This is a genomic window from Streptomyces sp. NPDC107454 (assembly GCF_055582885.1).
Genome location: NZ_JBVJPA010000009.1, coordinates 207,874 through 231,420, shown reverse-complemented (window position 1 = coordinate 231,420; position 23,547 = coordinate 207,874). Strand labels below are relative to the sequence as shown.

20 protein-coding genes and 1 riboswitch are annotated in these 23,547 nt (G+C 70.8%); of the genes, 16 read left to right on the top strand and 4 right to left on the bottom strand.

The features are described 5' to 3' along the window. The first annotated feature begins 269 nt into the window (after positions 1 to 269). Positions 270 to 1,256 (top strand): 2,3-diaminopropionate biosynthesis protein SbnA, encoded by a 987-nt coding sequence (gene sbnA / locus ACZ69M_RS24425; protein ID WP_470052810.1) that lies wholly within the window; start codon positions 270 to 272, stop codon positions 1,254 to 1,256. A gap of 63 nt (positions 1,257 to 1,319) precedes the next feature. Here the strand turns inward: sbnA and ACZ69M_RS24420 are convergent, their stop codons facing one another. Beyond that, positions 1,320 to 1,634 (bottom strand): ArsR/SmtB family transcription factor, encoded by a 315-nt coding sequence (locus ACZ69M_RS24420; protein WP_470052808.1) that lies wholly within the window; start codon positions 1,632 to 1,634, stop codon positions 1,320 to 1,322. A gap of 122 nt (positions 1,635 to 1,756) precedes the next feature. On the opposite strand from ACZ69M_RS24420, the gene ACZ69M_RS24415 reads away from it, so the two are divergent. From ACZ69M_RS24415 to ACZ69M_RS24405, 3 genes are all read left to right on the top strand, one after another. Continuing rightward, complete coding sequence (locus tag ACZ69M_RS24415) at positions 1,757 to 2,179, top strand: arsenate reductase ArsC (RefSeq protein ID WP_470052806.1); 423 nt, start codon at positions 1,757 to 1,759, stop codon at positions 2,177 to 2,179. Between the two features lie 202 nt (positions 2,180 to 2,381). Further along, positions 2,382 to 3,374, top strand: coding sequence for a Ppx/GppA phosphatase family protein (locus ACZ69M_RS24410; RefSeq protein WP_470052804.1), 993 nt, complete (start codon positions 2,382 to 2,384; stop codon positions 3,372 to 3,374). Then, complete coding sequence (locus ACZ69M_RS24405) at positions 3,371 to 3,970, top strand: histidine phosphatase family protein (protein ID WP_470052802.1); 600 nt, start codon at positions 3,371 to 3,373, stop codon at positions 3,968 to 3,970. Before ACZ69M_RS24410 ends, ACZ69M_RS24405 begins: the two co-directional genes overlap by 4 nt. A 641-nt stretch (positions 3,971 to 4,611) precedes the next feature. Here the strand turns inward: ACZ69M_RS24405 and ACZ69M_RS24400 are convergent. Then, positions 4,612 to 5,631 (bottom strand): LacI family DNA-binding transcriptional regulator, encoded by a 1,020-nt coding sequence (locus ACZ69M_RS24400; RefSeq protein WP_470052801.1) that lies wholly within the window; start codon positions 5,629 to 5,631, stop codon positions 4,612 to 4,614. Positions 5,632 to 5,883: 252 nt separating this feature from the next. Between ACZ69M_RS24400 and ACZ69M_RS24395 the strand changes: the two genes are divergently transcribed. The 5 genes from ACZ69M_RS24395 (at position 5,884) to ACZ69M_RS24375 (ending at position 12,955) form a co-directional block, all read left to right on the top strand. Next, positions 5,884 to 7,905, top strand: a complete 2,022-nt coding sequence (locus tag ACZ69M_RS24395) for a glycoside hydrolase family 127 protein (protein WP_470052799.1) — start codon at positions 5,884 to 5,886, stop codon at positions 7,903 to 7,905. A 94-nt stretch (positions 7,906 to 7,999) separates the two neighbouring features. Further along, positions 8,000 to 9,250 (top strand): sugar ABC transporter substrate-binding protein, encoded by a 1,251-nt coding sequence (locus ACZ69M_RS24390; RefSeq protein WP_470052797.1) that lies wholly within the window; start codon positions 8,000 to 8,002, stop codon positions 9,248 to 9,250. A gap of 83 nt (positions 9,251 to 9,333) precedes the next feature. Further along, entirely contained in the window at positions 9,334 to 10,311 is a 978-nt protein-coding gene (locus ACZ69M_RS24385; RefSeq protein ID WP_470052795.1) for a carbohydrate ABC transporter permease, read from the top strand. 56 nt (positions 10,312 to 10,367) lie between these two features. After that, positions 10,368 to 11,129, top strand: coding sequence for a carbohydrate ABC transporter permease (locus ACZ69M_RS24380; protein ID WP_097288672.1), 762 nt, complete (start codon positions 10,368 to 10,370; stop codon positions 11,127 to 11,129). A 53-nt stretch (positions 11,130 to 11,182) separates the two neighbouring features. Further along, positions 11,183 to 12,955 (top strand): RICIN domain-containing protein, encoded by a 1,773-nt coding sequence (locus ACZ69M_RS24375; protein WP_470052793.1) that lies wholly within the window; start codon positions 11,183 to 11,185, stop codon positions 12,953 to 12,955. Between the two features lie 171 nt (positions 12,956 to 13,126). Here the strand turns inward: ACZ69M_RS24375 and ACZ69M_RS24370 are convergent, their stop codons facing one another. Then, positions 13,127 to 13,276: a hypothetical protein gene (locus ACZ69M_RS24370; protein ID WP_470052791.1), complete on the bottom strand. Its 150-nt coding sequence runs from the start codon at positions 13,274 to 13,276 to the stop codon at positions 13,127 to 13,129. Positions 13,277 to 13,462: 186 nt separating this feature from the next. On the opposite strand from ACZ69M_RS24370, the gene ACZ69M_RS24365 reads away from it, so the two are divergent. Then, positions 13,463 to 14,491, top strand: coding sequence for an acyltransferase family protein (locus ACZ69M_RS24365; protein ID WP_470052789.1), 1,029 nt, complete (start codon positions 13,463 to 13,465; stop codon positions 14,489 to 14,491). On the opposite strand, the gene ACZ69M_RS24360 is transcribed toward ACZ69M_RS24365, so the two are convergent. Continuing rightward, a complete protein-coding gene (locus ACZ69M_RS24360) occupies positions 14,492 to 15,667 on the bottom strand; it encodes a cytochrome P450 (protein WP_470052787.1) in 1,176 nt (391 codons plus the stop codon). A 79-nt stretch (positions 15,668 to 15,746) separates the two neighbouring features. Beyond that, positions 15,747 to 15,927, top strand: a riboswitch (cobalamin riboswitch). Between the two features lie 40 nt (positions 15,928 to 15,967). Between ACZ69M_RS24360 and ACZ69M_RS24355 the strand changes: the two genes are divergently transcribed. From ACZ69M_RS24355 to scpA, 6 genes are all read left to right on the top strand, one after another. Further along, positions 15,968 to 17,002, top strand: a complete 1,035-nt coding sequence (locus ACZ69M_RS24355; protein ID WP_470052785.1) for an ABC transporter substrate-binding protein — start codon at positions 15,968 to 15,970, stop codon at positions 17,000 to 17,002. Positions 17,003 to 17,013: 11 nt separating this feature from the next. After that, positions 17,014 to 18,027 (top strand): FecCD family ABC transporter permease, encoded by a 1,014-nt coding sequence (locus ACZ69M_RS24350; protein ID WP_470052784.1) that lies wholly within the window; start codon positions 17,014 to 17,016, stop codon positions 18,025 to 18,027. Beyond that, positions 18,024 to 18,806, top strand: coding sequence for an ABC transporter ATP-binding protein (locus ACZ69M_RS24345; protein WP_470052782.1), 783 nt, complete (start codon positions 18,024 to 18,026; stop codon positions 18,804 to 18,806). The genes ACZ69M_RS24350 and ACZ69M_RS24345 overlap by 4 nt, the downstream gene beginning before the upstream one ends. Before the next feature lie 74 nt (positions 18,807 to 18,880). Next, a complete protein-coding gene (locus ACZ69M_RS24340) occupies positions 18,881 to 19,435 on the top strand; it encodes a GNAT family N-acetyltransferase (protein ID WP_470052780.1) in 555 nt (184 codons plus the stop codon). 120 nt (positions 19,436 to 19,555) lie between these two features. Continuing rightward, the gene (locus tag ACZ69M_RS24335; RefSeq protein WP_470052778.1) at positions 19,556 to 21,361 is read left to right on the top strand and encodes a methylmalonyl-CoA mutase family protein; all 1,806 of its coding nucleotides are present in this window, start codon (positions 19,556 to 19,558) and stop codon (positions 21,359 to 21,361) included. An 8-nt stretch (positions 21,362 to 21,369) separates the two neighbouring features. Continuing rightward, a complete protein-coding gene (gene scpA / locus ACZ69M_RS24330; protein WP_470053184.1) occupies positions 21,370 to 23,544 on the top strand; it encodes a methylmalonyl-CoA mutase in 2,175 nt (724 codons plus the stop codon). Positions 23,545 to 23,547: the final 3 nt, after the last annotated feature.

Genomic DNA, 23,547 nt, shown 5'->3' with positions numbered 1-23,547 from the left:
CACAGGGACCCGTTCGATCCGCGGGAAAATCACCCGGGAATTGCGCTGAACGGCCCCGCCCGGCCAGGTCACGGCTGCTTTTGCACGAAGACAGCGCGTGTCAAGTCCCGAATTTCGGTGGCATGACAGGGGGTCCGTATTCGGGCGTACTGGAGTCGTTCCGGCGACTCGCGACTCGCCGCTCCTCATTCCTCCCCGCGCCAGACCCGGACGGATCAGCGGCAGGAAGACCGGAAGGCAATCTCACCCCCGCAGTGAAGGAGACGACCATGCCCGTCATATCCGCCCCCCAGGACTTCAACGAGGACGATCTCTTCGTCGACCTCGAGGGAATCTTCGGGCACCCGCTGTTCCTCAAGTGCGAGGGCTTCAATTTCGCCGGTTCGATCAAACTCAAAGCCGCCACCGAAATGGTCGAGGCCGCCGAACGCGACGGCCTGCTGACGCCGGGCTCGGTTCTGGTCGAGTCGTCCTCGGGCAACCTGGGCGTGGCCCTGAGCATGATCGCTGCCGCGAAGGGCTACCCGTTCCTGTGCGTGACCGACTCCCGCTGCAACCTGGCGACCCGGTTGGTGATGGAGGCCCTGGGAGGCCAGGTCCACGTCATCACCGAACCCGACCCCGTCAGCGGCTTCCTCGGCGCGCGCATCGACCACGTCCGCGCGCTGTGCGCCTCCGAGGACCGCTACGTGTGGCTCAACCAGTACACCAACCCCAACAACGGCATGGCCCACTACCGCAGGACCGCACCGGCCATCGCCCGGCAGTTCCCGGACCTGGACGTCCTGTTCGTCGGGGCCGGCACCACCGGGACCCTGATGGGCTGCGCGCGCTACTTCCGCGAGTGGCACCGACCGGTGCGCATCGTGGCCGTGGACAGCGTGGGCTCCGTGACGTTCGGGGGCGACGCCGGTCGGCGGATGATTCCGGGTCTGGGCGCCAGCAGACGCCCGCCGATGCTGGACGAGTCCTATGTGGACGACGTGGTGCGCGTGGCGGAGACCGACACCATCCGGGCCTGTCACGGGCTGGCCGGGCGCGGGTTTCTGTTCGGAGGGTCCACCGGCACGGTGGTCAGCGGCGCGATGGACTGGCTGGCCCGGCACGAGGGGCGGGAGCTGACCGCGGTGGCCATCGCCCCGGATCTGGGTGAGCGGTACCTGGAGACCATCTACCAGACCAACTGGGTGCAGGACCTGTACGGCGAGGACGCCGTCGACTCCCAAGCACTGGCCGGCGCGTCCCAGGCTGCCTGACCGCGTGTCCGTTCAGCGCCCCGCAACCGGGGAAGCGAGCGGGGGAAAGAAGCTGACGGCAGATCAGGGGCAGGACCGCTTGGTGTTGTTCTCGGCGGTGGTGCGCGCGGTTTCGGCGAAGTCGGCGAATCGACCGGCGAGGGTGGCGAGGGCCTCGGGCCTGAGCCGGTAGTAGACGAACCGGCCGCAGGGCTCCGTCTCCACCAACCCGGACTCGCGCAGCACCTTCAGGTGGTTGGAGAGGTTGGTCTGCTTGGCGCCCGTCTCCTCGATCAGGTGCGTGGTGCAGAGCGTCTCCCGGGCGAGGAGGGTCACGATCCGGAGCCTGAGCGGGTCGGCCAGGACCCGCATCAGATCAGCATCGGCTGACGTCAGCATGGACTGATACTGTCACATCACTCGAGGCTGATACGAGTTTCCGGCCGACGCCGATCAGGGTTCACGCCCTCCGGGCCGACACTCACCCCCCGCACGACCCGTTGACCGCGAAAGAAGTACCGATGTCTGCCACTCCGCTCGCCTCCGTGCTGTTCGTCTGTGTGCACAACGCCGGGCGTTCACAGATGGCGGCCGGCTTCCTTTCGCAGCTCGCGGGCGACCGGATCGAGGTCCGCTCGGCCGGTTCGATCCCGGGCGAGCAGGTCAACCCGGCCGCGGTCGAGGCCATGCGGGAGGTCGGCGTCGACATCACCGGCCGGCAGCCGAAGCTCCTCACCACCGAGGCGGTCCAGGCGTCCGACCACGTGATCACCATGGGCTGCGGCGACGCCTGCCCGGTCTTCCCCGGCAAGAAGTACCTCGACTGGGCCCTGGAGGACCCGGCGGGCAAGGGTGTGGAGTCCGTGCGCCCCATCCGGGACGAGATCAAGGCCCGTGTCGAGAACCTGATCAGCGAGATCGATACCGCCCGGCAGGAGGCGTGAGGCCGTCGGCCCTCCCGCCAGGTTCGCGCAGACCGTGGCTCCGTCTCGTTCGAGCGGCACGTAGGGTACACGGTTGGTGAGGGAACGTGCACGCAGTGGACCGGTGAAGTCCCGGCACGTCGGTGACGGGGCCGTCGGACGACGGGGAGACGCAGTCGATCCGTTCCGACATGGAGGAAACGAGACCAGGGGAGGCGATGGGATGCGGCAGGCCGGTGTACTCGACGTCGGGTGCCACAGCGCTCTGCTCACGGTGGTGCGATCGCGGCCGGGCCATGTGATGGAGCCGGTGTTCTCCCACAAGGTGCGGCTGCGACTGCACGAGACGCTCGACCGCAAGGGGCGGCTCGACGACGCCGGGGTGGAGAGCGTCGAGCGCGCCGTCGCCCAGGCGATCGCCTCCGACCCCCGACTGCGCGGCACCGACATGTTCGCGTTCGCCACCTCCGTCATCCGGGACGCGCCCAACCGTGACGAGGTCATCAGGCGCGTGGCGCGCCGAACCGGCACCCAACTGAGCGTGCTGGACGGCGAAGAGGAAGCGCGGCTTGCCTACGTGGCCGCCCGCCAGTGGGTCGGCCCGCCGGCCGGCCGGCTGCTGGTCCTGGACGTCGGCGGCGGCACCGTGGAGATCGCCTCGGGTACCGGAGACCAGCCGCACACCGTCCACTCCCTGCCCCTGGGCGCCCGCAGAATCACCCGGGACTGGCTGCCCGGCGGCATCGCCCCGTCCAAGCAGGGTCTCACCGAGATCCGTCGGTATCTGCGTCGAAAGCTGGAAGCCGTCCCCGATCTGCCGCGGGCGGAACCGGGCACCCGTGTACTGGCCTGCTCCAAGACCTTCGAGCAGCTCGCCCGGCTCGCCGCCGCCCGGGGCAAGGCACACCGCTCGCAACGGAAGCTGGCCCTGTCCCAGTTGAGTGCCTCCGTCCCGGTACTGGCCGCCGCGAATCCGGCGCGCCGCGCCAAGCTCCCCGGCATCTCCCGGCACCGCGCCGAGCAGTCGCTGGCCGGAGCCCTGGTCGCCGAGGCCCTCATGGAGGCCTGCGAGGCGAAGGCGGTCGAGGTCTGCCCCTGGTCCACCCGCGAAGGCCTGCTGCTCGAGCACCTCGCCGCCCTCCACGACACACCCGGTGATCCGGAGTCCCACCGGCCCGGGCGGACAGGGAAGTCGGACATGAGGGTGGGCGAATGACGAGCCGAGTGATGATGATCTCTCCCGCGATCAGTGCGGCGCTGCGGGAGGCACGCTTCGACGACGGATGCCCGCTCGACGCCACCGGCGCCGCGCGAGCGCGATCGGCCGCGGGCTCCCTTCCTGCGGCACAGCGGGTACTCGTATCCCCCACCCCGCGATGCCGGGAGACCGCCTCGGCGTTGGGGTTCGACGGCGCTGTCGACACCGCTCCGGCCGGGCTCGACGTGGGCGGTTGGCGGGGCCGTACGCTGGCCGACGTCAGCGCCGACGCTCCGGACGCCGTCGCCCTCTGGCTGGCTGACCCCACCGCCGCACCGCACGGCGGCGAGTCGGTGCACCAGTTGTGCGAGCGGGTCGCGGCCTGGCTGGACGAGGCCGCGCGGTTCTCCGGCCGGACCGTCGCCGTGGTGGAGCCGGAAATCGTACGAGCCGCGGCCGTTCGGGCCCTCGGGGCGCCGGAGTCGTCGTTCTGGCGGATCGACGTACCGCCGCTGACCGCCACCGAGTTCAGCGGTCGTGCCGGACGCTGGAACGCGACGTTCGGGAGACCGCTCGCTCACGCCGAGCGTGGCGATCAGGGCAGCACGCACTGAGCTGACGCAAGCGGCTGACGGCTGCGCCCGGCGCCGACCGTGGGATCAGAGCACGGGTACAGGATGCCGGCGGCGGCCGTCCCGTGCGGGGTGCCGAGGGCGACCCGGCCCGCCTGTCCCAAGCGGTCGTACTGCTCGTCGGTTCGGATCGCCGGTGCTCGCCCGGGCCCGTGCCGCCATGGTCAGGACGATCGGTCGGCTCATGACACGCGCCGGACCTGAGTACGGCGGGCCTTGCGAGCGAGCGAACGACTGCCCCCTCTCGGCCCCGGTCAGCGCCTGGGACGGCCGGCCGGGCACTGCGCCGAAGGCCAAGCGGGGGACGCGCACGGTCCCGAGTCCACCGGCCCCGTTCCGGGGACCATCGCGCGCTCGCACCACCCGCACAGCAGGCTCGCGTCGGTGCCGACGGCATTCAGACGTGCCACAGCGTCCACGGCCGCCCCGGACCCATGCGTCCTCGACGACCACGACCGGGACGGATTCCAGCAGCCGCGCACTCCGCCACGCGCTCAGACCGCTGATCGACCAAGCCGCCTGGACGACGTCCATCCTCCGGCCGCCGGTCCCGGTCAGCACAACGCTGAACTCCGGCTGCTCCACCGTTCCCCCACCCCCAACCCACCGGAACCCGGATCGCTTCAGCTGGACTCGCGGACGATCAGTCGGCACGGAACGGTGTGCACCCCCGGTGCCGGGTCGGCGTCGATGGCTTCCAGGAGTCGCAGCGCGGCGATCCGGCCGATCTCGGTGAGGTCCATGTCGATCGTCGTGAGGGGCGGCCTGCTGGCCAGGGCCATGGTGTCCCAGTTGTCGTAGCCGACGACCGCGATGTCATCGGGCACGTTGACGCCCCGCTCGCGCAGCGCGTCCGCCACGCCCCGGGCGATCTGGTCGTTGCCGCAGAAGAAGGCGTCCGTGTCCGGTGCCGTGCGCAGGACCGCGTCGGCGGCGCGGCGCCCCCACGCCTCGCTCCACTCCCCGTGGTGCACCCGTCCCGTCGAGAGTCCGAGGGAGGCCCGCTCCAGATGCCCGACCGCGTGCCGGGCCCGGTCGCGGGCGGCCGCGTGGTGTTCCGGGCCGGTGATGTGAGCGATGCGCGTGCGGCCCGCGGCCAGCAGATGCTCGACGGCCAGTACGGCCCCGCCCCGGTCGTCGGAGACCACCGAGGTGTCGGCCGGGTCGGTGGACGGCGAGAGCGCGTAGACGATGGGGACGTCCTCGATGCCGTCCAGGGGCGGACGGGGGTCCGTACGGCGGCCGGTGACGATGATGCCGTCCACCCGGCGGTCCATCAGGTTGCGCAGGTGGTGCTGTTCCCGGATCGCGTCGCCGCGGGTGTCGCACAGCAGGACGGAGATCTTGCCGGCTCCGAGCGCGTCCTCGGCGCCGAGCAGTACGGGGGTGCTGAAGCGGCCGATGCCGTCGGTCGTCATCAGCCCGACCGTCCAGCTCCGCCCCGTGTGCAGGCTCTGCGCGTGCTGGTTGGGCCGGAACCCGAGTGCGTCGACGGCGTCAAGGACCCGCTGGCGGGTCTCGGGACGCATGCGCCCGCCGCCGTTCAGCGCCTTCGACGCCGTACCCACACTGACGCCCGCCAGGGCGGCGACGTCGGCGAGCTTCGCCGGGCCGGCGGAGCGGGAACCTGGAGCAACGGTCACGAGCAAACCTTTTCCTGGACGGCAACGACCCATCCATCGTCGCAGCCTCCCGGGGGTGAGTGCCAGCCACCGGGCAACAGAAAAATCTCTTGCCGCGACTCTTGACCCCACTACCCCGCTGCCCTCTACTTCTCGGAAGGAAAAACGGTTGCTCAAACGAGTTCCGAGAACCTTCCGCCTCTTGAGCACGGGGGCCGTCGCGCCCTGCCCCGCAGCCCGGCTCCCTCCCGCCACCACCCCTCTCGGAGAACCATGCCCCGCACAGACTCCGCCCTGCCCTCCCCCACCGCCGTCTCGGCTTCCACCGAACAGGGCGCTGCCCGCGTGGGCCCGGTCCGGCTCGGCCCGGACGCCCCCGCCGCGCTGCGCCCCGCCACCGCGGAGGTGCGCACCGGCTTCTGGCACGCCCGGCGCGAGGTCAACGCGCACATCTCGATCCCGCAGGGCCCCGCTCTGCTGGAGTCCGCGGGAAACCTGCACAACCTGCGCCTGGCGGCCGGCACGGCCCAGGGCGAGTTCCAGGGCGGTTACCCCTTCGTCGACACCGACGTCTACAAGTGGCTGGAGGCCGCATCCTGGCAGCTCGCCCGCAGCGGGCCGCCGGCCGACGGCGAGGAGAACAGCCGCGGCCTGCGCCAACTCGCCGCCGAAGTCGAGCGGATCGTCGCCCTGGTCGCCGAGGCCCAGCAGTCCGACGGCTACCTCAACACCTGGTTCCAGGTCCGCAAGAACGGTGAGCGCTACCAGGACCTGCGCTGGGGGCACGAGCTGTACTGCGCGGGCCATCTGATCCAGGCGGCGGTGGCCCATCACCGTGCGACCGGTCGCGACGAACTCCTCGTCGTGGCACGACGGTTCGCCGACCACCTCGACTCCGTCTTCGGCCTTCCCGGCAGCGGCAGGCCGATCGACGGCGTCGACGGCCATCCGGAGGTGGAGACCGCCCTCGTCGAGCTGTACCGGGAGACCGGCGAGCGACGCTATCTGGATCTCGCCGGCTATTTCGTCGACCGCTACGGCCACGGCCTGCTCGGCGGCGAGGCGTACTGCCAGGACCGCGTGCCGTTGCGCGAGGCGGTCACCGTCGAAGGGCACGCCGTGCGCCAGTTGTATCTGCTGGCCGGTGCGACGGACGTGGCCACCGAGACGGGCGACGCCGAACTGCGCTCCGCCGCCGAGCGGTTGTGGCGGGCGATGACCACGACCAAGACCCATCTGACCGGTGGTCTCGGGGCGCACCACGACGAGGAGGACTTCGGCGACCCGTTCGAGCTGCCCAACGAACGCGCCTACTGCGAGACCTGCGCCGCCATCGCCTCGATCCAGTGGAGCTGGCGCATGGCTCTGCTCACCGGCGAGGCCCGCTACAGCGACCTGATCGAGCGCACCCTCTACAACGGATTCCTCGCCGGTGTCTCGCTGGACGGCGAAGGCTGGCTGTACGTCAATCCGCTCCAGGTCCGTGACGGCCACACGGACCCCGGTGGCGACCAGTCGGCCCGCCGTACCCGCTGGTTCCGCTGCGCCTGCTGCCCCCCGAACGTGATGCGGCTGCTGGCCGGACTCGAGCACTACCTCTCCTCGACCGACGCCGAGGGGCAGGGCCTGCAGATCCACCAGTACGTCACCGGCCGCTACCGCGGTGACCTCGCCGGCACGCCCGTCACCGTGTCCGCCGAGACCGACTACCCCTGGCACGGCGCGGTGTCCCTGACCGTCGAGGAGACCCCGCGGGAGCGGCCCTGGACGCTGTCCCTGCGCATCCCGCAGTGGTGCCACGAGTACCGCGTGCGATGTGGCGACCGGACGTACGACCAGGCCGACGCCCCCGTCACCGACGGCTGGCTGCGCCTGGAGCGCACCTGGGCGCCGGGCGACCGGGTCGTCGTGGAACTCGGCCTGGAGCCCCGCCTCACCGCGGCCGACCCGCGGGTGGACGCGGTCCGCGGCTGTGTCGCCATCGAGCGCGGCCCGCTCGTGTACTGCCTGGAGCAGGTGGACCATCCCGGGGGCGGTCTGGACGACGTCGTCATCGACACCGCGCGGCCGCTCGCCGTGAAGCAGCGGCCTGATCTGCTCGGCGGTGTCACCACCGTCCTCGCCACGGGCCGTCGCCGCGCGGTCCCGGACACCGGCTGGTGGCCCTACCGGTCCGCCGACGCCGACCCGGCCGTCGCGCCCTCGGGCGAGTCCGTCGAGCTCACCGCGATCCCCTACTACGCCTGGGCCAACCGGCAGGACGGCAGCATGCGCGTCTGGCTGCCCACCTCCTGACACCGGCCGACCTCCACGGCCCCCTCCCGACACCCGCGCACACCCCGTCACCCCGTCACCCCGCACGACCACTCATGACAACGAGGTCACCGCAATGCGAAACACCCGCAGAACTCTCCTCGCCGCCTGTGTCGCCGTCGGCACCCTCGCCTCCGTCACGGCCTGCGGGGGCGGGGGTTCGGGTTCCTCCGGCTCCACCGGCAAGTCGGCGACGTACACCTTCTGGGACCCGTACCCGCAGTTCGACGCCTCCTCGGACTGGGGCAAGCGCGTGGCCCAGTGCGGCACCTCGGCGGGCGTCAAGATCAAGCGCACCGGCTACGACACCACCGACCTGGGCAACAAGGCGCTGCTGGCCGCCCAGCAGGGCAACGCGCCCGATGTGATGCTCGTGGACAACCCGGTCGTCTCCACGCTGGTCGAGGCGGGGATCCTCAACAAGACGAAGGACCTCGGTCTGGACACGTCCGCGATCCAGAAGAACATCATCGGCGCGGGCACCATCGACGGCGCTTCTTACGGTGTGCCGATCGGCGCCAACACGCTGGCCCTCTACTACAACAAGAAGATCCTGACCGCCGCCCACGTCGACCCCGCCTCCATCAAGGACTGGGCGTCGCTCACGGCCGCGTTGAAGAAGGTCAAGTCGGCCGGGAAGAAGGGCATCACCTTCTCGGCGATCGGCACGGAGGAGGGCAGCTTCCAGTTCCTGCCGTGGTTCTGGGGCGCGGGCGGCGACCTCACCCACCTCGACTCGCCGAAGAGCGCGGCCGCGCTGTCGCTGTGGAAGCAGTGGGTCGACGAGGGTCTCGCACCCAAGGACGTCCTGAACAACACCCAGACCACCAGCTGGCAGGAGTTCGCCACCGGCGACTACGCCTTCGGAGAGAACGGCACCTGGCAGCTCGCCAACGCGGAGAAGGCCGGATTCCCGTACGGGGTCGTCAGCATCCCGGGGCAGAACGGCGGTTCGGCGCCGGTGCCGACCGGCGGCGAGTTCGTCACCGTGCCCGTGCAGCAGGACACCGCGCGCTACGACATCAGCAAGAAGATCGTCACCTGTCTGACCAGCTCGGAGAGTCTGCTGGCGAGCGACACCGCCCTGACGTATGTCGCGCCGACCGCGGCGGTCCAGGCCCAGCAGGTCGAGGCGAACCCGAAGCTCAAGCCGTGGGTGGCGGCCGTGGCCGCCGCGCGTGGCCGTACCAGCGGTGGTCTCGGCACGAAGTACCCCACCATCTCGCAGCCGATGTGGACCGCCGTACAGGCGGCCCTGTCCGGTGGCAAGAGCCCCGAGGCAGCTCTCGGCGCCGCCCAGACGGCGGCCGGCAAGAGCAAGGGCTGACGCGGTCGGCCGGCGCAAGGGCTGACAGCGCGCGGCACCGCAGGCCGCGCCCCGGACACCGCCACCCGCATCCAGGAGTTCGCATGACCATCGCCCGAGTCGACCGCCGTCCCAAGCGGTCCCCGGCCGTGTCCGGAGCGGCGGGCGGCGCCGACCGGCGTGACGTGCCGCCGCGCCGTCGGCGCGGCAGGGACCGGCTGACCGCGCTGGGCTTCCTCGCCCCGCTCGTGGCCTACCTCGCCGCCTTCTATCTCTATCCGCTCTACCGCAACCTCGATCTGAGCCTGCGTGACTACACGGTCCGCTCGTTCGTGGCGGGCGACGCGCCGTTCTCCGGCTGGGACAACTTCTCCCAGGTGCTGAACGACCCGACCTTCGGGCCCGCGCTGCGCAACACGATGGTGTTCACGTTCGTGTCGATCGCGCTCCAGTACGCGGCCGGGCTGGCGCTCGCGGTCTTCTTCAACCGGCACTTCCGCCTCTCCACCACGCTGCGGGCGCTGTTCCTCATCCCCTGGCTGCTGCCGCTGATCGTGTCGGCGTCGACCTGGTCCTGGATGCTGAACAGCGAGTCGGGCGTGGTCAACTACGCCCTCCATCTCGTCGGCGTCCCGCCCGTCGACTGGCTGACCTCGCCGCACTGGGCGCTCGCCTCGGTCGTCATCGCCAACGTCTGGATCGGGATCCCCTTCAACCTCGTCATCCTCTACAGCGGTCTGCAGAACATCCCCGGGGAGCTGTACGAGGCCGCCTCGCTCGACGGGGCGAGCGGCCTGCAGCAGTTCCGCCGCATCACCTTCCCTCTCCTGCGGCCGGTCTCCGCGATCACGCTGCTGCTCGGACTGGTCTACACGCTCAAGGTGTTCGACCTGATCTGGATCATGACGAAGGGAGGTCCCGGCGACTCCTCGTCGACGCTGGCGACCTGGTCGTACCAGCTCGCGTTCGGCACCCTGCTCCCGCACTTCGGCCCCGGTGCCGCCGTCGGCAACATCCTCATCCTCATCGCCCTCGTCTTCGGCCTGCTGTACATCCGCGTCCAGAGGAGGCAGGAAGCGTGAAGTCCCCCGCGAGTTCCCGCCGTCACACCGCCGTCGGACTCCTGCTGACCGCGCTCATGCTGTTCCCGGTGTACTGGATGCTGAACGTGTCCCTCACCCCGCAGCAGGACATGCGCAAGTCCCCACCCGACCTGTTCCCGCTGCACCCCACGTTCGAGGGCTACCGTGCCGTGCTGCACGACCAGATGCCCTACCTCGGCACCAGCCTGCTGATCGGCCTCGGCACGGTCGCCGCCACCCTCGTCCTCGCCGCACCGGCCGGCTACTCACTGGCGAAACTCCGCCCCCGCGGCGGCGGCATCATGGGCCTCGCCCTCCTCGTCGCCCAGATGATCCCCGGCATCGTCATGGCGATGGGGTTCTACGGGATCTTCCTCAACCTCGGCCTGCTGAACTCCTGGTGGGGCCTGATCATCGCGGACTCCACCATCGCCGTGCCCTTCGGCGTCATGATCTTCACGGCGTTCATGTCGGGCATCCCCGACGAGCTCACCGCCGCCGCGCGCATCGACGGGGCGGGCACCTGGCGCACCTTCTGGTCCGTCGTCCTGCCGGTGAGCCGCAACGCCGTGGTCACCGTCTCGCTGTTCAGCTTCCTGTGGGCCTGGTCCGACTTCGTCTTCGCCAACACCCTCGACGGCGGCGGCGATCTTCGCCCGATCACCCTCGGCATCTACCGCTACATCGGCAACAACAACCAGGAATGGAACGCGATCATGGCCACCGCCGTCGTCGCGTCCGTACCCGCCGCCGTCCTGCTCGTCCTCGCGCAGCGGTACGTGGCCGCCGGGGTCACCGCGGGCGCGGTCAAGGACTGACCGGGACGTCAGCCACCCATCCACCTCCTCATCCGTCAGGAGAGCCGCCACCCATGCCTGTTGCGAGATCTCAACCACGCACGTCCAGAAGGCCGTTCGGCCGCACGGCCGCCACCGTCCTGGCGACGGCCCTGGCCACCGCCGCGACCGCCCTCACCGGCACGCCCGCCCAGGCGGCCCCCACCGCGTCCACGACCCTGGTCGTCAACGCCGCCCAGACCCTGCGGTCCGTCACCCATGTCGCCACGGGCAGCCTCTACGGTCTCGCCGACGCGAGCACCCCGGCCGACAGCCTCGTCCAGCCGCTGAAGCCGAACACCTTCGTCCAGATGGCGCCCGGCGGCCACCAGTTGCCCAACGGTGAGCCGAGCCCCGCCGGAGACTCCCTGGTCGTCGCCCCCAAGGCCGCCAGGGCCGGTGCGAAGGTCGTCGTCCGGATGCCCGACTGGTACCCCGACTTCCCCTACAAGTGGGTGAGCTGGAACGACTGGCTGTCCGCCGTCGACACCCAGGTCGCCTCGGTCAAGTCCTCCGGCGCCGGAAACATCAGCGCGTACGAGCTGTGGAACGAGCCCGACTGGACCTGGGACACCGCCAACGCCGGTGCCTTCGACGCGGGTTGGGCACGCACGTACAAGGAGGTCCGTGCCAAGGACGCCGCCACTCCCATCCAGGGCCCCAGCCACTCGGCGTGGAACCAGAGCTGGATGAGCCAGTTCCTCACCGACGCCAAGGCCAGTGGCACCGTCCCCGACGTCATCGCCTGGCACGAACTCCAGGGCAGCAAGGACATCGCCGCGCACGTCTCCGCCTACCGCTCCCTGGAGAGCAGCCTCGGCATCAGCCCGCGGCCGATCTCCATCGAGGAGTACGCGACACCGAGCGAGATGGGGATACCCGGCGCCCTCGTCGGCTACGTCGCCAAGTTCGAGCGGGCGGGCGTCCACGACGCGGAACTCGCCTTCTGGAACCACTACGGAACCCTGGGCGACACCCTCACCGACACCGGCGGATCGCCCAACGGCTCCTACTGGCTCTACAAGTGGTACGGCGACCTGTCGGGGAACATGCTCACCACCACTCCCCCGGCGCAGACCGGCATCGACGGCGCCGCCTCGCTCACCGGTGACGGCCGGCAAATCAGCGTGATCTTCGGCGGAGGCACCGGTTCGACGGCCGTCACCGTCAACGGACTCGGCTCCCTGTCCGCCTTCGGCGGCACGGTCCACGTCAAGCTGGAGTACACCCCGTCCAAGGGCCGCACCACGGCCGTCTCCGCCCCGTACACCATCTCCGAGAGCGACTATCCGGTCAGCAACGGCTCCATCACCGTGCCTGTCGCGATGAACGCGTCCGACGGCTACCACCTGGTCGTCACGCCCAGCGGGACGTCCGCCTCGCTCGCCGGGCGCTATCAGATCACCAACAAGAACAGCGGGCTCGCGCTGGACACACAGAGCGCGGGCACCGCACAGGGCACCGCCGTCGTCCAGGCCACCTCGACCACCGGCACCGACCAGAACTGGACGCTGGTGTCGGCGGGTTCGGGCCTCTACAAGATCGTGAACCAGGCCAGTGGCCTGCTGCTCGGCGTCAACGGCATGAGCACCGCCGCCGGAGGTACGGCCCTGGTCTGGGGCGACAACGGCACAGCCGACCACCTCTGGCAGCTGATCCCCGCCGACAACGGCTACTACAAGATCGCCAACTACAACAGCGGCCTCCTGCTAGGCGTCAACGGCATGAGCACCTCGTCCGGCGCCCAGGTCCTCCAGTGGGACGACAACGGCACCGCCAACCATCTGTGGAGGCTCACCTCGCGCTGAGCACCCGACCGAACGCTTCCACGCCTGCCACGACCACCGGCTTCGGCACCACCGCCCTGCCCTCGCTGGTCCAAGGCGGTCGCCGCCCCGTTCCCGGGAGCGGCGACCGCCCGGGCCCGTGCGGTCGGCGCCCTCGCGGGGCTCGGTACGCGACGCGGGTCCCCGTGTGTGTCACAGTCCATCGGCCATCCCGTTGCCCGAAGGTATCCCGTCCGCTGTCAGATGGAGGGTGACCGAGCGTCCGACCAGGCGTTCACACCTTGACATGGCATCGCAGCGGCCGACGCCCACCATCGGATCGAACGGCAATTCGACACGCATACTTACCGGCTCCTCGGGGAAAACGCGTCGACGACAACCACCCCAAACATGCCCAGTTCAACACCCCAGTCCCCCAGCGAGCACCTCTCCTTGACCAACACAGGCGGTCCCATCGTGAGCAAGTCTTCCTTCGCCGAGCCGGAGCAATCCGAATCGCCGGTCCGATCGAAGACTGAACACCGCGAGGTGACCCATCCCGGTCCACTGCCCTCCCTCACCGGTCTGCGCTGGGTGGCGGCCCTGCTCGTCTTCTGCCTGCACACCCGCAACCTGGGCTATTTCAACGGGCAGGCCCGTCACTTCGCCGACTGGGGCTTCGGGGCGGGCTCCACCGGGGTCTCCTTCTTCTTTCTGCTCTCCGGCTTCGTCCTCGGCTGGTCCGCCCGGTCCGACGACCGCCCCACGGCCTTCTGGCGCCGCCGCTTCGCCCGCCTCTACCCCGTCCACCTGGTCACGGCCTGTATCGCGATGTTCGTCATGGGCATGGGCAAGCCGGCCGGCAGCGCGGCGAATCTGCTCCTCGTCCACTCCTGGTGGTACCCGTGGTGGCAGACACTCGACCCCGTCAGCTGGTCCCTCGCGTGCGAGGCGTTCTTCTACGCGACGTTCCCCGTGTTCGCCCTGCTGCTGCGGCACGCCGGTGCCCTCACCGCGACCGCGCTCGCCGGCGCGAGCGTCCTGACCGTGCTCATCCTGACTCGGGCGGACCTGCAGCTGGGTGTCGGCCGCACCCTGTACTCCTTCCCCGCCGCCCGGCTGCCCGAGTTCGTCCTCGGAGTCGCCGTCGCCCGCCTCGTGCTCCTCGGCCGCTGGCGCGGCCCCGGCCTGGAGGCCTCGGTGGCCCTGACGATCATCGGCTACTTCCTGGTCTCCCAGGTCGGCGGATCGTACGCCTGCGTCGCCTGCACCCTGGTCGGTTTCACCTGTCTGATCCCCGCGGCCGCCCTCGCCGACGTACGCGGCCTGCCCAGTTTGTGGCGGCATCCGGCCCTCGTCCGGCTGGGTGAACTCTCCTTCGCCTTCTACATGGTCCATCTGCTCGTGCTGCGCGCGGGACAGCACCTGTTCAAACCGTCGCCGATCGGCGCGATCAGCGCCTTCGCGGTGTCCCTGGCATTCGCCTGGCTCCTGTACGAGTACGTGGAGGTTCCCGCCCGGCGATGGCTTCTGCGGCCCTTCCTGAGATCGCTGCGACGCACCCCGGTGTCACGCTGATCAGGCGGGTCTGTCCCACAGGACATGCAGGGTGGGCGGCTTGCGGAAGACCAGCCCCTGCGGAGCGGCCGGACGGGCCGGGTCGAGGCGCAGGGCGGGCAGGCGTTCGAGCAGGCGCTGAAGGGCGATACGGGTCTCCAGCCGGGCGAGGTGCGCGGCGATGCAGTAGTGCGGGCCGTGCGCGAAGGCCAGCTGGAGACGCGCGTTCTCGCGGCGGACGTCGAACCGATCGGGATCGGGGAAGACGGCCGGGTCACGGTTGGCACCGGCCAGGGAGACGGTGACCAGTTCACCCCGCCGGATCGTGGCCGGGCCGAGGACGGTGTCACGGGTGGCGTACCGGTCCACGACCGCCGCTCCGGGTTCGAGGCGCAACGATTCCTCGATCGCGCCGTCCAGCAGGCCGTCGTCATCGCGGACGAGGGCGAGTTGGCCGGGGTGTCGCAGCAGGTGCAGCAGCGCGTTGGTGATCATCGCCTCGGTGGTCTCTATCCCGCCGAACATCAGCACCGCGGCGTTGGACGCCACTTCGGGCAGCGCCAGCCGCTCGGCGGCGGAGCCGAGGAGCGACGCCGCGCCCCGGTCGGCGACGGTGGCTTCGACGGCGGCCCTCAGCCGCGCGTACGCCTCGGCGCCCGCGGGTGCCGCCGCGTGTCCCGCGGTGATGTCCGAGACCGACCGCACGATGGAGTCGTACCAGGAGAGCACCGTGTCCGCGCTGGTGCCGACAAGGCCGAGCGCCTCGGTCACGACGGCGACGGCGAGCGGGCCGGCGAAGGCACGCCGCAGTTCGACGGCGCCCGCCGGTTCCAGCGTGGTGATGAGCCGGTCGGTCTCCCGCTCGATGAACGAGGCGAAGCCGTCGCGTACTTCCCTGGGGCGGAAGGGAGCGGTGAAGGGCTCCCGGTGGCGGGCGTGCTCGTCACCGTCCAGGGACAGCATGCTCGGGCCGACGACCTGTGCGGTGGAGAACCGGGGGTCGTCGACGGTGAAGGTCGCGGGGTCCCGCATCACGTTCAGCGCGAGATCGCGGCGGGTCACCAGCCAGCCGTCCAGCTCCGGCAGCCAGGAAACGGGCTCGTGGGTACGCAGTCGCGCCAGGCGAGGATGCGGATCCGCGGCGAGTTCGGCGAGCGTGGTCGCGGCGCCGAGCGGGAAGGAGCCGGCGGCGCTCATCGCAAGCCCTGGCCGGGCACGGGGAATTGGATCACAGCCAAGGCTAACAATCGTGCGGAAGCCGCGGCTGAGAGGGGCGTGATAATTTGCCGAGGCCAGTCAAGGGAATCCGGTGCGAATCCGGAGCTGACGCGCAGCGGTAAGGGTGACGGGCGGGGCAACACGAAGCCACTGGACGGCGGTCATACGTGACCGGAGTCCGGGAAGGCGCCTCGTCCGGCCGATCCCGAGTCCGAAGACCTGCTGGCGGACCGTACGAACGGGCCCCGCGCCTGGGCCCTCGACGCCAGAGGATGTCCCGTGCCCGTTGCGCGCCCAGCCCGCCGCTGTGCCCTGCTCCTTTCCGGAGCCCTGTTGCTGACCGCTTGTGGCGGCGGCTCGTCCGCCGACGGAGGCAAGTCCCCGGAATCCACCGGTGCGGTGCCGCTCGACAACTGCGGCCGGAAGATCACGATCGCCTCCGCGCCGAAGCGGGCCGTGTCCCTGAACCAGGGCAGCACGGAGATCATGCTGTCCCTAGGCCTCGCCGACCGCATGGTGGGCACCGCCACCTGGACCGACCCGGTCATGAAGGGCCTGGAGAAGGCCAACGGGAAGGTGCCGCGGCTCGCGGACGACGCTCCCTCCTTCGAGAAGGTCCTCGACGCCGAACCCGACTTCGTCGCCGCCTCCTTCGCCTCGACCCTGGCCAAGGGCGGTGTGGCTCCGCGCGAGAAGTTCGCGGAACTGGGTGTGCCCACGTACCTCTCGCCCGCCGACTGCGAGGGCAAGGACAACAGCGGTGACGGCGACGGAGTGCGCACCGGCCCGCTGACGATGGAGGCGGTCTACGGCGAAGTACGCGACCTGGCCAAGATCTTCGGCGTCGAGGAGCGCGGCACCACACTCGTCGCGGACCTGAAGGCACGGGTGGCGAGGGCCATCGACGGGATCGACGCGTCCGACACCACGGTCCTGTACTGGTTCGCCAACCAGGAAGCCCCGTACATGGCGGGCTGCTGCGGCGCCCCCGGCATCATCACCAACGCCCTCGGCGCGAAGAACGTCTTCGCCGACACCCAGCAGGAATGGCCCCAGATCAACTGGGAGACCGTCGCCGACCGCGATCCCGACGTCCTGGTGATCGGTGACCTCACCCGCAGGTCGCAGACCGCCGAGACCGCCGCGAAGAAGATCGAGTTCCTGGAGACCAATCCGGCCACCAGGAGCATGGACGCGGTGAAGAACAAGCGGTACGTGCTGCTCAGCGGGCAGGCGATGAATCCGACCATCCGCACGGTCGAAGGTGTCGAGAAGGTGGCCGCGGCACTGCGCGCGTACGGGCTCGCCGGGTGACCACCGCCGCCATGACCTCCGCCGTGGTGCGTGCGGCGGCCGGGCTCGCCGTGCTCGTCGCGTCCGTGGCGGTGGCCATCACCATCGGCCCCGCGGACATAGGCGTCGGGGAGGTCTGGTCCGCGGTGGCCTCCCACCTCGGTGGCCGGACCTCGGAGCTGTCACCCATCCGCGACGGCATCGTGTGGAACCTGCGGTTGCCCCGCACCCTGCTCGCCGCGGTCTGCGGCGCCGGGCTCGCGGTGTGCGGGGCGGTCATGCAGTCCCTGCTGCGCAACCCGCTCGCCGACCCCTTCGTCCTCGGCGTCTCCTCCGGGGCCTCGACGGGGGCCGTCGTGGTCGTCGTACTGGGCGTCGGCGGTGGAGTGCTGTCCGTCTCCGGGGGCGCCTTCGTGGGCGCGCTGTGCTCCTTCGCCCTGGTGCTGCTGCTCAGCCACACCCTCGGCGGCACGACCGATCGGGTGGTGCTCGCCGGGGTCGCCGCCATGCAGCTGTTCTCCGCGCTCACCTCCTTCGTCGTGATGACGGCGGCCGACGCCGAGACCACCCGCGGTGTCCTGTTCTGGCTGCTGGGCTCGCTGGGCGGTGCGGACTGGACCGACGTATGGCTGTGCGCGGCCGTCCTCGCGATCGTCCTGCTGGTCTGCCTCGGACACGCGCGCACACTCGACGCCTTCGCGTTCGGGCCGGAAGCGGCGGCCTCCCTCGGCGTCTCCGTGGCCCGTACCCGGCTGGTGCTCCTGTGCGGCACGGCGCTGCTGACCGCAGCGCTCGTCAGCGTGGCCGGCGCGATCGGCTTCGTGGGCCTCGTCCTGCCGCACGCCGCACGCGCCCTCGGCGGCCCCGGACACGCCCGGCTGTTGCCGGTGACCGCGCTCACCGGGGCGGTCTTCCTGGTCTGGGCCGACACCGTGGCCCGTACCGCACTCGACCCGCAGGAGGTGCCGGTGGGTGTGGTCACCTCACTGATCGGCGTGCCCGGCTTCGTGCTGATCCTGTACCGCACCCGAAGGGTGAACCGATGACGCTCGGCGCCGACCGTGTCTCCCGCACCGCCGCCGGCCGGCTGATCCTGGACGGCGTCGACCTCACACCCCTGCCTGGATCCCTCACCGGTCTGCTCGGCCCCAACGGCTCCGGCAAGTCCACCCTGCTGCGTCTGCTCGCGGGTGTCCTCACTCCCGCCTCCGGCGTCGTCACCCTCGACGGGCACCCGCTCGGTGACCTCGGCCGCCGGGCCGTCGCCCGGCGCGTCGCCGTCGTCGAACAGCAGGTCGACACCCAGCTCGACCTGAGCGTGCTCGACGTCGTACGTCTCGGCCGCATCCCCCACCGACGCGCCTGGTCGCCCCCGACTCCGGCCGACGAGAAGGCCGTTCGCACCGCGCTGGAGCGTACGGACCTGACCGACAAGGCCGACCGCTCCTGGCACACGCTCTCGGGCGGCGAGCGCCAACGCGTCCAGATCGCCCGCGCGCTCGCGCAGGAACCACGCGAACTCCTCCTCGACGAACCCACCAACCACCTCGACATCCAGCACCAGCTCGGCCTGCTGGCCCTGATCGCGGAACTCCGCGTCACCAGCGTCGTCGCCCTGCACGACCTCAACCTCGCGGCCATGTACTGCGACCGGATCGTCGTCCTCGGGCAGGGCCGGGTCGTCGCCTGCGGCACTCCCGCGGAGACGCTCACCGAGGCCCTTATCGCCGACGTCTACGGCGTACGGGCCACCGTCACCAGAACGGGCGAAGGCTCCGGCGACCCTCCCCACATACGGTTTCTGGGAACACTCCCCGACCGCTGAGGAACCTGCCGCGCCCACTCGGCGCGGATCGACTCGTCATCTCGTCAGCGGCGACCATCCGGCCGGAGGAGTTCATGGACATCGGTACCACCGTCTATCAGGGCGACACGGCGCTCGGCGTCGTCGAGGAGTTCGTGCATCTGCGGCTGGTGTCGTCGCGCGAGCGTTCGCCCGAGCGGGACGAAGAGGTCGCCTCCGAGGTGCGGCACCGGATCGCGGACGAGGTGCGCCGGCCGGGGTTCCTGGCGGTGACGGCCCGCATCGGCAGTCGGCTGTGCGGCTTCGGCACCGCCGTACGCTCCGCGGATCCCGCCCCGGAGCATCCGGCACTGGGGGCCCGGCGGTCGCAGGAGTGGCTCGCGGGTGCCGTACGGATCACCGATCTCATGGTGGCGCCCGCGGCGCGCGGCCGTGGCGTCGGCACCGGGCTCCTCGACGTACTTCTGCTGCCCGCCATGGACGACCGGGCCTGGGCGGTGACCGACCATCAGAGCACCGCGGCGCTGGACTTCTTCCGCCGCCGGGGCTGGCGCCGGACCGTGTACCCGCGGCCCGGGGCGCGCGCCACCCAGATCGTCCTGCTCGCTCCGCGGCACCCGGCACTGTCCGGAATCCCTGTGCTGCCCTAGTACGAACCGGGCCTGTTGATCAAGACCACCCCTGGGAGGTCAAGGTCACAACCTCTGGGAGGTCAAGGTCACAGCCGCGTCCTCTGCTGCTCACCTGCGTATTTGGCCTAGCATCCGAGCATGACGGTCCTGCCTGACGACGGGCTCTCGCTGGCCGCCGAGTTCCCTGACGCGACCCATGAGCAGTGGCAACGCCTCGTTGAAGGCGTCCTGCGCAAGTCGGGCAAGGAAGTCTCGGGCGCGGCAGCGGAAGACGCCCTGTCCACCACGCTGGAGGACGGGCTGCGCGCCCGCCCCCTGTACACCGCGGACGACTCCGCGCCCGATCCCGGCCTGCCCGGTTTCGCTCCCTTCGTACGGGGCGGACGCCCCGAGGGCAACACCCTCGGCGGCTGGGACGTACGGCAGCAGCACACGGCCGCCGACGGCGCGGCGGTCCTGGCGGACCTGGAGAACGGCGTCACCTCGCTCTGGCTGGTCGCCGGTGCGGGCGGCATTCCGGTGTCCTCGCTCGGCCGGGTCCTCGACGGCGTCTATCTCGACCTGGCGCCCGTCGTCCTCGACGCGGGACGTGAAGTCGAGCCCGCCGCACGCGAGTTGCTACGGCTCTACCAGGAGCGCGGGGTCGCCAAGGAGGCGGCGCGCGGCAACCTGGGAGCCGACCCGCTGGGCCACGAGGCCCGTACGGGAGACGGCGGGTTCGACTTCGCGCCCGTCGCCGCTCTCGCGGGACTGTGCGCCGAGGAGTACCCGGGGCTGCGGGCGCTGACCGTGGACGCGCTGCCGTACCACGAGGCCGGCGGCTCGGCGGCGCAGGAGCTGGGCGCCTCGCTGGCGACCGGCGTCGCCTATCTGCGGGAGCTGACCGAGACGGGGCTGACCGTCCAACAGGCCGTCGCCCAGCTGGAGTTCCGGTACGCGGCCACCGCCGACCAGTTCCTGACCATCGCCAAGTTGCGGGCGGCGCGCCGGCTCTGGGCGCGGGTGACCGAGGTCTGCGGGGCCCCGGGCGGGCAGGTGCAGCACGCGGTGACCTCGCCGGTGATGATGTCCCGCCGCGATCCGTGGGTGAACATGCTGCGCACGACGGTCGCGACCCTGGCCGCCGGAGTGGGCGGCGCCGACGCCGTCACCGTGCTGCCCTTCGACCACGCCCTGGGGCTGCCGGACGCGTTCGCCCGGCGGATCGCCCGCAACACCTCGACGATCCTGGTCGAGGAATCGCATCTGTCCCGGGTGATCGACCCGGCGGGCGGCTCCTGGTACGTGGAGCGGCTCACGGACGAACTCGCCCACGCGGGCTGGGAGTTCTTCCAGTGGATCGAGCGGGAGGGTGGCCAGGCGGCGGCCCTGCGCTCCGGGCGGCTCGGCCAGGACCTCGCCCGCACCTGGGAGGCGCGCAGCGCGAAGCTCGCCAAGCGGCGCGAACCCGTCACCGGCGTCAGCGAGTTCCCGAACCTCGCCGAACGTCTCGTAGAACGTGCTCCCGCCCCCCTGCCGCCGTCCGGCGGGCTGCCGCGGGTGCGGCGCGACGAGGCGTTCGAGGCGCTGCGGGCCCGCTCCGACGCCCACCTGGCGGCGACCGGTTCCCGGCCGCGGATCTTCCTGGCCGCCCTCGGCCCGGCCGCCGCGCACACCGCCCGCCTCACCTTCGCCTCGAACCTGTTCCAGGCGGGTGGCATCGAGCCCGTCACCGAGGGCGCCTTCGAGGACAGCGGTGCCACCGAGGTCTGTCTGTGCTCCAGCGACACGCTGTACGAGGAGCGGGCCGCGGAGGTCGCCGGGGAGCTGAAGGCGACGGGCGCCGGGCACGTGTTCCTCGCGGGCCGTCCCGGGCAGTACCCGGATGTCGACGCCTATGTCTTCGCGGGGTGCGACGCCGTCGCCGTGCTCTCCGCCACCCTCGACCGTATGGGAGTGTCCTGATGGCAGCGATGGGAATCCCCGACTTCTCCGGGATCGAGCTGGGGGTCCCGAAGGCCGACGGCGGGAGCGACGAGTGGCGCAGCGCCGTCAAGAAGGCCACGGGCGGGGCCGATCTCCTGTGGGAGACCCCGGAGGGGATCGCGGTCGAACCGCTGTACACCGGGCAGGACCTGGAGGGCCTGGACTTCCTCGGCACCTACCCGGGCATCGCCCCGTATCTGCGCGGCCCGTACCCGACGATGTACGTCAACCAGCCCTGGACGATCCGTCAGTACGCGGGCTTCTCCACGGCCGAGGAGTCCAACGCCTTCTACCGGCGCAACCTCGCGGCCGGTCAGAAGGGTCTGTCCGTCGCCTTCGACCTGCCCACCCACCGCGGCTACGACAGCGACCACCCGCGCGTGACCGGTGACGTCGGCATGGCGGGCGTGGCGATCGACTCGATCTACGACATGCGCCAGCTCTTCGACGGCATCCCGCTGGACAAGATGACCGTGTCGATGACCATGAACGGTGCGGTGCTGCCCGTACTCGCGCTCTACATCGTGGCCGCCGAGGAACAGGGCGTACCGCCCGAGAAGCTGGCCGGGACCATCCAGAACGACATCCTCAAGGAGTTCATGGTCCGCAACACCTACATCTATCCGCCGAAGCCGTCGATGCGGATCATCTCCGACATCTTCGCCTTCACCTCGCAGCGGATGCCGCGCTACAACTCCATCTCCATCTCCGGCTACCACATCCAGGAGGCGGGCGCGACGGCCGACCTGGAGCTGGCGTACACGCTGGCCGACGGAGTGGAGTACATCCGGGCGGGGCGGGAGGCGGGCATGGACGTCGACGCGTTCGCGCCCCGGCTCTCCTTCTTCTGGGCGATCGGCATGAACTTCTTCATGGAGATCGCCAAGATGCGGGCGGCGCGGCTGCTGTGGGCCAAGCTGGTCAAGCAGTTCGACCCGCAGAACGCCAAGTCCCTTTCCCTGCGCACCCATTCGCAGACCTCCGGCTGGTCGCTGACCGCGCAGGACGTGTTCAACAACGTCACGCGCACGTGTGTGGAGGCGATGGCGGCGACGCAGGGGCACACCCAGTCGCTGCACACCAACGCCCTCGACGAGGCGCTCGCCCTGCCCACCGACTTCTCGGCGCGCATCGCCCGCAACACCCAGCTGCTGATCCAGCAGGAGTCGGGCACGACGCGGGCGATCGACCCGTGGGGCGGCAGCGCGTACGTCGAGAAGCTGACGTACGACCTCGCGCGCCGGGCCTGGCAGCACATCGAGGAGGTCGAGGCGGCGGGCGGCATGGCCAAGGCCATCGACGCCGGCATCCCCAAGCTGCGCATCGAGGAGGCCGCGGCCCGCACCCAGGCCCGGATCGACTCCGGACGCCAGCCGGTCATCGGCGTGAACAAGTACCGGGTGGAGACCGACGAGCAGATCGACGTCCTCAAGGTCGACAACTCCTCCGTACGTACCCAGCAGATCGAGAAGCTGCGGCGGCTGCGCGCGGAGCGCGACGAACAGGTGTGCCAGGACGCCCTGCACGCCCTGACCCGGGCCGCCGAAGGCACCGGCAATCTCCTGGAGCTGGCGGTGAACGCGGCCCGCGCGAAGGCCACGGTCGGCGAGATCTCCGACGCCCTGGAGAAGGTGTACGGGCGGCACGCGAGCCAGATCCGTACGATCTCGGGTGTGTACCGCACCGAAGCCGGCGAGTCGCCGTCCGTCGAACGCACCCGCACCCTGGTGTCCTCCTTCGAGGAGGCCGAGGGCCGTCGGCCCCGCATCCTGGTCGCCAAGATGGGCCAGGACGGGCACGACCGCGGCCAGAAGGTGATCGCCACCGCCTTCGCCGACCTCGGTTTCGACGTGGACGTCGGCCCGCTGTTCCAGACCCCGGGCGAGGTGGCGCGCCAGGCCGTCGAGGCGGACGTGCACATCGTCGGGGTGTCCTCGCTGGCCGCCGGGCACCTCACGCTCGTACCGGCGCTCAGGGAGTCGCTCGCCGAGGAGGGCCGGGAGGACATCATGGTCGTGGTCGGCGGAGTGATCCCGCCGCAGGACGTGCCCACGCTCCTCGAGATGGGCGCGGCGGCCGTCTTCCCGCCCGGGACGGTGATCCCGGACGCGGCGTACGACCTGGTGCAGCGGCTGTCCGCCGACCTCGGCCACGACCTCTGACCC